We start from the raw sequence: 12,775 nt of genomic DNA, 5'->3' as shown, positions 1-12,775 counted from the left end.
TTTTCTTAAATGGTATTTTTAACCAATAACTTAAAAGTTAAATACTAAATTATGGAATATATGGTTCTAAATTATATATGGTTCTAAATTTGTTTTAAAAATATTACTTATCATTAAAAGAAGAAAGGAGTTTAAATTGAATTTAGTCAATGAATTTATTGCAAATATAATTTATAAGAAAAATTTAAAAAGTATATTAGATAAAAAATCTATATGTGTGAGAAAAATAATTGTAGGCTCAATGGTTGAAATTTCAAAATATTATGAAGATAAATCTATAAATTTTCTATATAAATTAAATCATAATAACCTTCTTTTTGTTGATGCTAAAAAAATACTAACAGTATTTAATGATATTTTGATATTTTTAATTGATAATTCTTTTTCTGATTCAAGTATATGGTTTTGTACAAATGAAATTCTTTATAAAGGAAAAATTTACATCAAATTTAAAGTTGGTACAAATGGATTTTATATAAGTAAAGAGTATTTAAAGATTTTTTTTAGAGAAAATATTGAGGAAAATTTTCGGATTTTGGATAAAAATATTCAAAATTTTTCTTTAGTTAAAAAAACTATTCAGCTTCATGGAGGTGAAATTAATTGTTCTTCAGAAGTAAATATAGAATATCCTAACGGTATGATTGAATTTCATTTCACCCTACCAACGTCTAATGAATACTTTAGGAATAGAGCAACTTTATTGCCAAAAAATATTTATCAGCTTTTTAAATATAATCATTTTTTTTCTAATGCTAAAAATTAATTCTAAGTTCGGATTCTTTATAGAAGAAGTGTAAACTACTCTGATTTATTGGTTTAATATGGATTACTTTTTCATTATTAATTTTGTAATCGCTAGTCTTTACGATAATGCTTTGATTATTTTCCTTATCTAAAGCATAAATTAATGTCTCATGACCAATACATTCTGTCATTTTAATAATTACTTTTTTTGAAAAAGATTCAGCTTCTTTAAGAATTTTAAAATTTTCTGGTCTTATACCAATTATACAATTTTGAGTAGGCCAAGTAACATCATTTAGAAATATTTTCGCACTATCAAAAGACATGAAATTCATTGGGGGATTTCCAATAAAACCTGCGACAAATATTGAAGAAGGATAATGGTAAAGTTCTAGAGGGGAACCTATTTGCTCAATTTTACCTTTATTTAATAAAATGATTCTATCAGCCAAAGTCATTGCTTCAATTTGATCGTGTGTTACATATATGCTTGTCGTTTTTACATTTGAATGAATGTTTTTAATTTCAAATCGCATTTGAGTTCGTAATTTAGCATCTAAATTACTAAGAGGTTCATCAAATAAAAATACGTTAGGCTCTCTCACTATCGCTCTGCCCATAGCTACACGTTGTCTTTGACCACCACTTAATTGACTTGGTTTTCTATTTAGGAGATCTTTTAATTGCAATAGTTCTGCTGCTTTTTGAACTTTATTCTGTATTTCAATTTTAGGAACTTTGTGAAGTTTTAGCCCATAAGCAATATTATTGTAAACTGTCATGTGTGGATACAAAGCATAATTTTGAAATACCATTGCTATTTTTCTATCTTTAGGCTCTAAATTTGAAACATTCTCACTCCCTATTATTACTTCCCCTTCAGTTAAATTTTCTAGTCCAGCAATTATTCTTAATAATGTGGACTTACCGCATCCGCTAGGACCTAAGATAACAATAAATTCTCCATCTTTTATATCAACACAAATATTATTTAGTATTTTATTATTATGATAGTATTTAGTAATATTATTTAATTTTACATTAGCCATATTTAACCTTTACTTTTATTTTTCTGAGTCAATTAATCCTTTTACAAACCATTTTTGCATTATAATAACAACAGTAAGAGGAGGAGCCATTGAAATAATAGCTACCGCCATTACTTTATTCCATTGAGTTGTTCCATCGTGCGCAATCATTTGAGTTAAAGCTATAATTATTGTATTCATACTTTGTTTAGTTGTTATCAATAGTGGCCATAGATACTGATTCCAACCATAGATAAATAATATTACAAATAATGCAGCGATACTGGTCTTTGATAAGGGTATTAATATATCAAGAAAAAATCTGATTGGACCTGCGCCATCAATTTTGGCAGCTTCACATAATTCGTTTGGTATTGATAAAAATAATTGCCTAAATAAAAATGTAGCAGTTGCTGAAGCAATCAGAGGTATAGAAAGACCTTGATAAGTATCTAAAAGATTTAAATTTGAAGCCATTTGAAATGTTGGAACAATTCTTACTTCAATAGGTAGCATCAACGTTAAAAAAATTAATGAAAAAGCTAACTTTTGGAATTTAAATTTGAAATAGACTATAGCATATGCAGAAATAATAGAAATAAAAATTTTACCAAAAGTTATTAAAAGTGTAACTATAAAACTATTTAGTAACAGTTTCCAGATTGTAATACCTTGTATAATTTCTGGATTTGTAACAAGAATATCTGAATAGTTATAAGCTAAATTACTTTTTGGAAATATTCCAACGTTTCCATGAATAATATTTTGCAAAGTTTCTGTAGAAGTTACAAAGCAAAAATAAATTGGAAATATAATAATAATAGTTCCTAATATTAAAACTAAGTGTGATAAAAAATTATTAATTCTTTGGTTATAATTCATTTAGTAGTGCACCTTTTTTTCGATGAATTTAAAATGAAATATAGTTATTATTGTAACAAAAAGCATTAAAATAACTGATTGAGTGGCTGAGCTTCCTAAATTTAAGTTAACTATTCCATCAACATAAACTTTATAAACTAAATTTGTTGTAGAATATCCTGGTCCACCTTGTGTTGTTGTAAAAATTATACCAAAAGTATCAAAAAAAGTATAAATAATATTCATTATAAAAAGAAAAAATGTAGTTGGAGAAATTAAAGGTATAATAATATCAAAAAATCTTCTTAATGGAGAGGCTCCATCTATTGCTGCAGCTTCAAGAAGTGACTTTGGAATTGCTTGTAAGCTTGCTAGATAAAAGATAAAATTATAACTTATCTGTTTCCATGTTGCAGCAACAATTATTAAAATAATAGCATGATTTTCTTTTAAGTTTGGATCCCAACTAAAGCCATTATTATTTAAAATATTTGCCAAAAATCCTACAGATGGACTAAAAATAAAATACCATAAAACACCAGCTATAGCTGGAGCTACTGCATAAGGACATATTATTAAAGTTTGATAGATATACTTCCCTATTTTTATTCTATTAGCTAGTGATGCTAGTATTAATGAGAGAGATAAACATAGTAACGTAATACTGAAGCTGAGTATGAATGTTGTTATTATTGAATTTGTATAATTACTATCTTTTAAAATATCAATATAATTTTCAAACCAAATAAATTTATAATTTAAGCCAAAAGCGTCTTCTTTTATAAACGACTGCCATATAGCAATTAATGCAGGCCAAAAGAAAAACAAAAAAGAAATAATAATTTGTGGGAATAGAAAAATATAAGGATAAATTTTTGAATTAAAAATTACTTTTTTTTCCATTTAGTCACCAGACTTTAAAATAATAGCATTTCCTTTTGCAACAGCATCATCAAGGGCTTGTTTTGCTGTTATTTTATTTGCCAACATCGATTCAAAATTTGCTTCAACTATATTTCTGATGTTAGGAAGACCAATAACTCTTAGTCCTTTAGAATTATTTGTAGGTGTTTTGTTATTCAATTCTAATATAGCTATATCATAGCCTGGATTTGTGAGATAAAATCCCTTTGATTTTGTTAAATTATAGGAAGATAGAGTAACAGGAAGGTATCCACTTTTTTGATGCCATCCAGCCATGACCTCAGGTGAAGCTAAATATTTAAGAAATTTTGCCACACCTTTTTGTTTTTCTTTTGTAATTCCATTAAATACCCATAAGCTTGCTCCACCGATAATAGTATTTTGTGGAGCTCCAACAGCGGATTGATAATATGGCAAAAACGAAACTGCAAAATCAATTTTTGATTCTTTAACCTCTCCATATGAACCAGTTGAGTCTAATATAATTCCGCATTTTTGTGTAGTAAAAGCCATTTCTGCTTCGGTAGTTCTACCAAAATAGGTAAAGTAACCTTCTTTATTTGCTATTTGAATATTTTCCCAGTGTTTAACTTGCAGATTCCCATTAAATAATAATTTAGGTTTATTATTATCCATACCATTATTATCTGATGCGTAAGCAATATTATGCCAGGAGCTAAAATTTTCTAAGAATATCCATGCTGGCCATGTCGTAGTAAAGCCGCAAACTGCTGAATTAGTAGATTTAATTTTTTTAGCATAATTAAAAAGATCTTCCCAAGTTTTTGGTGGTTTTGCTGGATCTAGTCCGGCTTTTTTAAATATACTTTTATTATAATATAATACAGGTGATGAACTATTTAGAGGAAAAGATAACATCACATTATTATTGCTATAGTAACCTTTAATTACAGGGATAAAGTCATCATAATTAATATGTAAATTATTTTCACTTAATATTTTGCTGACTGGAATTATTGCTTCTTTTGCAGCAAGCATGGTTGCAGTTCCAACTTCATATATTTGTATCATTTCAGGTTGCTTTTTTGCTCGAAATGCAGCAATTCCTGCCATCATTGTTTCTTGATATGTTCCTTTACGAGTTGCAACAACTTTAAATTCTTTTTCGGTTTGATTAAAATGCTTTACTAATTCATTTAGTTCTTCAGCGGTTACACCAGAAAAACCATGCCATAGTTGAAGTTCTGTTTTACTTTGTGCTGTTAAACTAACAAGAGATATTAAAGAAATGGAAATTTTTAAATACCTTTTAAAATTCATTTTATTCCTTCCATGGATAATCAGTAAATACAGCAGAAACACCTAGTTCAAACAAATAATTTGCCCTAGTTTGATCATTTACAGTGTAAGCTAATATTGGATATCCTTCTCCTTGGATTTCCGTTATTAATTCTTTTGTTACAATTTCATGATCTACATGAATAGTTTGTGCTTTTACCTCTTTTGCTATTTTTTTCCAATCAGATGGTAGCTTCTCAAATAAAGCTCCAATAATCAAATTTGGTTCGATTTTTTTTGCGGCTAATAATGATTCCATACTAAAACTAGAGACAATAGGTTGCGGTAGATTTTGTGGCCATTTATTTTTAATTACTTCAGCAACTGCAATTGCAGTTCTAGTCTCTCTACTAGGACAAGGTTTTATTTCTATATTTGCACCTAAATTTAATTGCTTTAGAAGCGAAATAGTTTGATCAAATGTTGGTACTTTTTCATTTTTAAATTCACTATTAAACCAAGTTCCAGCATCTAGATTTTTAATTGCCTCCCATTTTTTTGTAATTACTTTGCCTGAACCATTTGTTGTTCTATCTAATTCATCATCATGCATTATTATTAGGATACCATCTTCAGTTTCTTTAACATCAAATTCTACCCATTTAGCACCAATTTCTTTTGCCTTACGAAAAGAGATTAATGTGTTTTCAGGAGCAAATCCTTTTGCACCTCTATGCCCAATCACTCTAGGAATTTTTGTAGTTGTTAACATTTTTACTCCTTAAATATCTTTGACATGAAAATATAATCTTGCCTATAGTAAAATGATTTTTAGAATTTACAAGATTATTGCTATTTACTATTTTCTTTTGGGACGTTGGTTAAAATGATTACAGATGTAAAATATATTCTTACAGTCTTAAACAAGAAAGAATTTTCATGAAAATATTTTATAGTTCGTTGCAAAAGAAGCATGTTATAAGAAAAGAGGTTTATAATGGAAAAGCTCATTCTTATAATGATAAAGTAAGCAGGATAGATTCTATTTTAAAAGCATTTAAACAAGCTGGAAATTATGAAATAATTGTCCCTGAAATTCTTCCCTTTGAAGCATTAACTTCAGTACATGATGAGGATTATCTAGCTTTTTTAGAGTCATCACAAAATCTAAAAAATGATGAAGTTATTTGTCCTTATGTATTTCCATGTGATTCTAGAATTCCTCGTCATGAGCCATTTATTCCAAAAAGAGCTGGTTATTATTGTTTTGATGCTGGTACTTCTTTAATGAATAATACTTGGAATGCAGCAGTAGCTTCAGCAAGTGCTGCTTATGGAGCAGCATTATTTACTAAGACAACTGGTGAACCGAGTTACGCGTTATGTCGTCCACCAGGTCATCATGCTTCAAAGAATATGTTTGGTGGCTATTGTTATCTTAATAATGCTGCAATAGTTGCTAAGTATTTGTTGCAATCAGGATCAGTAATGATAGTTGATTTTGACTATCATCATGGTAATGGGACACAAAGTATTTTTTATGATTCATCTGAAGTATTTTATTTAAGTATTCATGCACATCCTTTAGTTGAATACCCATATTTTACTGGATTTGAAACTGAAATAGGCATAGATGATGGAGTAAGTTATAATTTAAATGTTCCTTTAATGCCTCTTTCTTCACCAAACGAATATTTTAAAGCCTTATTAAAAGGTTTGGAGAAAGCTTTTAAAGTAATGAATCCTGATTACTTAATACTCTCAGCTGGTTTTGATATCGAAGCTGGAGATCCAATAGGCCATTTTAATATTAGTCCAAATGATTTTTTAAAATTAGGGAAAGAATTTAGATCTTTAAACAAAAAAACAATTATTTTGCAAGAAGGTGGTTATTTAGTGAGTGAATTAGGTAGAAATGTTGAGAGTTTTTTAGCTGGATTTTCAGATAGATAAGTTAACAGCAAGTATAAACTAGAAAATTGTATTACACATAGAAAATTTTTTAAAATTAAATAATTTCGCTTTCCATTGATTGATAATACCAAGTTTGTTTTAAGAGATCCGCCCACATACAATCTCCTAAATCATAGTGCCACCATTCAACATCAAAGTTAGTAAATCCTACTTGCTTTAAAGTATTAAATAAAATTCTCCTGTTTATTCTTATTTCATACCATCTTTTTTCTGTAATACCTGAACTAATTTGGTAATCTTGCTCAAAATAATTAGTATATGACATTGAAGTAACAGCATCAAAATCAGTACCCATATCTAATATTTGATCATCATGCATTAGTGAAATATCTATGGCTCCTCCACTATTGTGGGGTGGAATAGCATACCTAGATATTTCATTTGGATGCACAACAAATTCTCTTGTTTTATTGTATAGAATTTCATGCGATAAGTTAGGATTTAATTCTTTTTGTTGATTATAGATATATTCAAATAACGCGAGTTGTGTTTTTACAGTTCTAAAGGCATCAAATACAACAAATGAAAAATTATTAGGTAAATATTCAAGAGCTTCGTTTAGTTTTAAAATAACAGATTGCCTTGAGAACATAGTACTTAAAGTGCCCGCAAAGTTTTGTTCTTTATAAGAATGTAATACTTTAATTCTAAGATGATTACCTATATCAATTGCTTTTGAATGCTTTTGTAACCAATCAATATCATCTTTTGTTGGAATAATGTAGTTCAAATCTATTGGTTTTTCTATGAATTGATTTAGCATTTTTTCCTCTTAAGTAGTTTTTAAAAACATATTTATTTTTATTAAAAAATATTAATAATATTTTATTTATTTAAGAAATATTAATAAAAAATATTAATTTAGAATTTTTTTTATCTTTAATTCAATCTTTCTTTATTTTATTAAACTGAATTTTAAGTTTTCAATTTTAATAAAATAGCAAACTTAAAATACTTAAATCTTCATTAAAGTCAAATTTTATAAATATAAATTAAATAAATTCCAGAGGAATACAAAATTCATTAAATAAAAGTTAAAAAATTGGTAATTTTCTTTTTTGTTGAAGAACTAATTACTTAATAAACTGTTTTTATTGATAAAATTATATTTTTTTTAATAAATAAAAAAGAATTTTGTTTACAATAAAATTCTTTGATTTGTATTTGATAATTAAAATATCTAATTTATAATTACAAAAAACATTCCCATAAATATTAATAAGGTTATTAATATTTTAATTTCATCGCTATAGGAGAGATAAATGTCACTACGACTTGCATCTTTTGGTCTATTTTCAGTGGTTTTGTTACCAATTCAAGTTTTTGCTGGTGGTCCTACAATTACTAATAAATGCAAATTAGGAACTGTAAATACACCAAATAATTCTGCTGGTTTTTTAATGGATGAAGAATGTAAAAATGCTTATGTTTTACCTCCGAGTGTCGGAAAGGTTTCTGTTAGTTCTGTTCAGCAAAATCAAAATTTAGGTTTTTGTCCAGCTTTGCGTTTAGATCAAGAAGCTATTAAGGAAAGCGCTAAAACAAAATTAGTAATCATTCAGAAAATAAATAAGATGATTAAAGATTATGAACCTATGCAAATGCAAAGAGATAGTCTTTATTCAACATTAGTAGAAAAGAAAGCCAATTTTGATTCGGCAACTCTTATTTATAATAAGGCGACTGCTAAAGAAAAAGATCTTATTGATCAAGTTACTGATACTAAAAAAACATATGATCGTCTTGTTTTATTAGGAGCAAGTCCAGATGATATTAAAGCAGCAAAAGACAAATATGAATCAACTTTAGCAACGTATAAAACTTTTATTGCAGGTGATTTAACAAGTGCAGAGAATAATTATAATTTTGCAAAGAAAGAATATCAACGTTATAATGATGAATATGCATATTATGATTCAAAGTATGTTGAAAGTATCAAACCATTATCAGACTTACAGAAAATGGTTGATGATATTGAAGAATCTGCTTTAAATAGTTATAAAAAGTATGTTCCATTAGAAGGTCTTACAGCTACAATGGTATTTAATATCAATTCAGCTGGACTTGTCAGTGAATTTAGTAATATGAATCGAAATTTAAATTTGAGCTGGCAACAACTACCTATTAAAGATGCTTATTTTATTGCCTCTCTAAAAAATGACTCCGGTATGGCAGATGCAAGTGTAACAACAGTAATTGATTCTTCAATTCCAGGAATAAAATCTCAGACAGTAAATAACATTGATGTTAATTCACCTCTTCCTACATTGCATGATAAGGAAGTAGCAGCACAATTTCCATTTGGAAGCTTATCTGGTAAAGTCAGACTTAATTTAAATGGAGCTTGTGTTTATTATACTAATGTAAATACTCCAGCTCCTGGCGCAGATATTCAAAATATATCTGCAAACATTAGTTTGAATGTTAACTACACTTATCAAGCAAAGCAAACTCGTTCTTTTACAGCAAAATATAATTTTTATAACATGTTTACTAGAATTGAGAAGAAGTCTACTTCAGGTGGATGGTTTTCTACTTCAAGTGTGCATTCTGTTGTTGAAGATAAAAATTCAAGTGACTGGTTTGATTTAAAATTTGATGGTGATTATATATACACAAAAGAAGAACAAGATGATATTAAACGTGAAGAGCGTGCTCTTTTAATTGATAGAGCTTTAAGACAATTTGCTATGATGAATGCTGGCAGTACTCCTCCTGGATTAGTATCTCCTCCAACATCAGGTGTAATGTATGCAGCAAATAGCTTAGGTAAATGCTATCACTATTACTGCCAAATAGGTTCTTTTGTATTAGGAACAGTGGGTTCAATTTTTGGAAGTTCAAATGCTGTTGCTACATTCAAAGGTAAAACAAATATTTGGGTAGAAGATAAAGTAACAGAATTTCAAATTATAGATCGCTCAGGATCATTGACATTTAGCAAATAATTATGGCTCTATTTATAGAGCCTTCTTCTACAAGAGAGATATAATGAAAATATTAAATAAATTTTTTTTACTAAAAATAGTATTTATAAATAGTTTTGCAAATGCTCAGGGGAATTATCAAATTAATATTCCAGAAAGTAGAGAGCCAGTAACTTTTTCTATCGATAATTATAATGCTATTTCATTTATTAGTTATCCAAAAAATCTGACAGGAAATTTTAATTTTAGTAATGCAAGTTTGGGAAATTTTTATCCTGGCGGCGTAAATTCTAGTAATTGTGCAACTGTAGAGTCTAGAGCGAGAAATGCTGTAAATCCAATGTTTCCTGATTCTATGAGAATAGAACAAAAAAATATGGTTCGGAAGTATGGAACAGTTCTGATAAATCTAAATTCTGGAGTTTCTTTTGGTTTAAGCACTTTTCGGAGAAAAGTTTTAGATAAAGCTGCTGAAATTATGCATACAGATATTTCAAAATTTGATATTGATAATAGCTTTCAAATTGAAAAAGTAACATATTCTATAGAATATGATAGAAATGCAATAACAAATATAATTGATAGTAAAGATGAAATAAAACCTCAAACAGATAAATTTTTAAATCAATTATTTTTTATGAATGGTTATACTAGCACAGAAATTGCTGCAAGTGATTTAATTTGTGATTTATTTTCAGGCAAGGCTAAAATTAAGATGGTTTTTTCTGGTAAATATGGGAAGCAATCATTTACTTCTTATTTACTTGAGCGCAATGAAATTGAAGCAGTATATCAAAACATGCTTTTGCATAATAATGATTACTACGATCCATCTTTATATAATGCAAAAAACAAAAATTTGGTTTTGTCAGGAATTTATTTAAAAGAATCTTTGGATAAAATAAATAAATTCGATCTTGACAAAAAAATATTTTTGAGTATTTATGAACAAATAGTATCGCAAGAAACTGGAAAATTAATTCTTAATTTAGATAGTCAGACATTATATAAAAAAATGGAAGTGCAAGACAATAAACCCTATTCATATTTAGGAAATGTGACATTTGACTACAAACCTTAATCTCTAATTTTTAAAAGGTCATATGTATGAGTAAAAAAATTGTTATTATTTTAACATTAGTTGCTTCTTGTTTTTTATTAGGTGCTTTTATTTTGTATAAAGAGATGGCAAAAAATGAATTTGAGGAAAAAAGTAAAGTTCCAGTGAAAAATAAGTTATCAGCTGGTTCCCCTCTCTCTCATACTGCAGATCAAAAATTAGATAATAGTGTAAAAAATAAAAATGAATATCATTTATCTAATAATAGTATTAATAAAAATGAGCCAATTAATATTGAACAAGCTGAAGAAGAAAAAACATTTTGGCTTGAAAAAATTAAGAGAGAAAATGCAATTGAACGACTTAATAAAAATAATTTAACAGAATCTGAAAGACAAGATTATGTTGAAATTTATAATAGATTAAGTCAATTAGATAGTTTTATTTATAAAAAAAAGATGGATGATTTATCAGAAAAAGTGGCTGAAGTTGAATCTCAACATGACCAAAAATTACGAGAGCTAGGTATATCTAAGTAGTTAATTTCAAATTTTATTATTTTTTATGACAGTATTTATCTTTAAAGTTAAAAATATTTTTCTGCTAAATTATTCTTAATTATCGAAAAATTAGCTTAAAATTCTATAATTTCAAAATATTATTAAATTAAATTTGATTCCTTCAATTTTTTGACAGAATTGGGAAAATTATACTCAGTAAATTTTTAATTCTCCGAAAAAAGGTTTTGCTTTTTTTTTAGGAGAAATTATGTATAATGTTAGAATTATAATTGTTTTTTTCTTTTCTTGCTTTAGTTTTTCTTCGTATGCAGACTTTTTTTCTGCTATTAATGATGAACCTACGATTTATTCTTCAAATAGTCTTCAAGAGTTTGTCTCTACTATATCACAATATGAAGCAGATACTCCAGAGAAGTCTATTTTTATACAAAAAACAATTGATTACTATAAGAAAGTACATATTTTAAATTCTATTCAGAAAAATGGCTATATTGTTGATTGTATTCCATTTGCCGAACAACCAGCATTGATAGATTTTCCTAAATTAGCGGAAAGCTTAATAGATGATGTGAAAATGAATTTTTCTCAAAATTTTGCTGAACTAGTAAGAATAGGAAATATTTTTGAAGTTAATTCATCTCTCGAATGCCCTTATGGTAGTGTTGCAATCATTCGTCCAACTAAAATGTTATTAACCTCTAAATACACTAACAAAAAAGATTTTTTTTCTATGAATTCTGACCGAGATATTTTGTTTAATAGTTCTGGTTCTGGCTATACTTGGGAACAAGGTATAAATGCAAATAATCAACTTATTCAAATTAAAACTGAGAAAGCAGAAGCTTTTTTTCAAGGACCACAGTTACAGTCTGTTACTTCATCAAGTTATGCTGATCACTCAATAGCGCAATTTTGGCTAATTAATAGAGATTCAGTAGGAACTTATTCGGTTGAATTTGGTTTAATCGCAAGTGCATATTTTACACCCTCTCCTTCAACAAGTATTTTTATTTTTGCTAGTGTTGATAATTATGGTTCTAAATCTTGTTACAATATGTATTGTTCTAATTTTGTCCAAATGCCTGGTACTCCTGCATTTGGGGTGCCAATCAAAAATAAGAATACTGATTTTATATTTCAAGTAAATCATATTGATAAAAACAACGCACAATCAGGATATTATTTAACACTGGTTAGTGGAAGTTCTTCTGCTCAGATGACAACTTTATCTATGGGTTATTATCCAGATCATGTTTATCCTTCAACTAATGTTTTACCAAATGCATTTAGTGTTGGGGCGGAAGTATATGCAAATAGCCCAAATAATGGAACTGTTATGTATGGGAATTATGTTAATCCTTATCCTGAATACCAAGGTGAAAAGCAAATAAGTATATTTACGCAAAACGGAAATTATTTTCCGTTTTATTCTTCGGTAGGAGCATTTCCTTACAACTTGATTTGGCATTTTGGGCAGAAAAAATAGAATTTAAA

General features: G+C 27.7%; 12 protein-coding genes. 6 read left to right on the top strand and 6 right to left on the bottom strand.

All coding sequences use genetic code 11. The annotated features are described in order from the left end of the window. The first annotated feature begins 136 nt into the window (after positions 1 to 136). Positions 137 to 766: an ATP-binding protein gene (locus GOY08_RS09735; RefSeq protein WP_158998718.1), complete on the top strand. Its 630-nt coding sequence runs from the start codon at positions 137 to 139 to the stop codon at positions 764 to 766. On the opposite strand, the gene GOY08_RS09730 is transcribed toward GOY08_RS09735, so the two are convergent. The 5 genes from GOY08_RS09730 to GOY08_RS09710 are packed head-to-tail and all read right to left on the bottom strand — an operon-like array spanning position 756 to position 5,571. Further along, a complete protein-coding gene (locus tag GOY08_RS09730; RefSeq protein ID WP_158998717.1) occupies positions 756 to 1,796 on the bottom strand; it encodes an ABC transporter ATP-binding protein in 1,041 nt (346 codons plus the stop codon). The genes GOY08_RS09735 and GOY08_RS09730 overlap by 11 nt on opposite strands. 15 nt (positions 1,797 to 1,811) lie before the next feature. After that, complete coding sequence (gene ugpE / locus GOY08_RS09725) at positions 1,812 to 2,657, bottom strand: sn-glycerol-3-phosphate ABC transporter permease UgpE (protein WP_158998716.1); 846 nt, start codon at positions 2,655 to 2,657, stop codon at positions 1,812 to 1,814. After that, positions 2,658 to 3,539, bottom strand: coding sequence for an ABC transporter permease subunit (locus tag GOY08_RS09720; RefSeq protein WP_158998715.1), 882 nt, complete (start codon positions 3,537 to 3,539; stop codon positions 2,658 to 2,660). Further along, positions 3,540 to 4,841, bottom strand: a complete 1,302-nt coding sequence (ugpB, locus tag GOY08_RS09715) for a sn-glycerol-3-phosphate ABC transporter substrate-binding protein UgpB (protein ID WP_158998714.1) — start codon at positions 4,839 to 4,841, stop codon at positions 3,540 to 3,542. 1 nt (position 4,842) lies between these two features. Continuing rightward, positions 4,843 to 5,571 (bottom strand): glycerophosphoryl diester phosphodiesterase, encoded by a 729-nt coding sequence (locus GOY08_RS09710; protein ID WP_158998713.1) that lies wholly within the window; start codon positions 5,569 to 5,571, stop codon positions 4,843 to 4,845. A 167-nt stretch (positions 5,572 to 5,738) separates the two neighbouring features. Between GOY08_RS09710 and GOY08_RS09705 the strand changes: the two genes are divergently transcribed. After that, positions 5,739 to 6,752 (top strand): histone deacetylase family protein, encoded by a 1,014-nt coding sequence (locus GOY08_RS09705; protein ID WP_158998712.1) that lies wholly within the window; start codon positions 5,739 to 5,741, stop codon positions 6,750 to 6,752. Positions 6,753 to 6,807: 55 nt separating this feature from the next. Here the strand turns inward: GOY08_RS09705 and GOY08_RS09700 are convergent, their stop codons facing one another. Continuing rightward, on the bottom strand, positions 6,808 to 7,536 hold the full coding sequence (locus GOY08_RS09700) for a M15 family metallopeptidase (RefSeq protein ID WP_158998711.1): 729 nt from the start codon (positions 7,534 to 7,536) through the stop codon (positions 6,808 to 6,810). A gap of 499 nt (positions 7,537 to 8,035) precedes the next feature. Between GOY08_RS09700 and GOY08_RS09695 the strand changes: the two genes are divergently transcribed. From GOY08_RS09695 to GOY08_RS09680, 4 genes are all read left to right on the top strand, one after another. Then, positions 8,036 to 9,721 (top strand): hypothetical protein, encoded by a 1,686-nt coding sequence (locus GOY08_RS09695; RefSeq protein WP_158998710.1) that lies wholly within the window; start codon positions 8,036 to 8,038, stop codon positions 9,719 to 9,721. A 43-nt stretch (positions 9,722 to 9,764) separates the two neighbouring features. Then, positions 9,765 to 10,781: a hypothetical protein gene (locus GOY08_RS09690; protein ID WP_158998709.1), complete on the top strand. Its 1,017-nt coding sequence runs from the start codon at positions 9,765 to 9,767 to the stop codon at positions 10,779 to 10,781. A gap of 26 nt (positions 10,782 to 10,807) precedes the next feature. Further along, entirely contained in the window at positions 10,808 to 11,299 is a 492-nt protein-coding gene (locus GOY08_RS09685) for a hypothetical protein (protein ID WP_158998708.1), read from the top strand. A gap of 229 nt (positions 11,300 to 11,528) precedes the next feature. Then, positions 11,529 to 12,767 (top strand): neprosin family prolyl endopeptidase, encoded by a 1,239-nt coding sequence (locus GOY08_RS09680; protein WP_158998707.1) that lies wholly within the window; start codon positions 11,529 to 11,531, stop codon positions 12,765 to 12,767. Positions 12,768 to 12,775 lie beyond the last annotated feature (8 nt).

It is taken from the genome of Pigmentibacter ruber (genome assembly GCF_009792895.1).
GTDB lineage: Bacteria > Bdellovibrionota_B > Oligoflexia > Silvanigrellales > Silvanigrellaceae > Silvanigrella > Silvanigrella rubra.
Note: the sequence above shows the minus strand (reverse complement) of the source record. Positions and strands in the feature narration are given on the sequence as shown.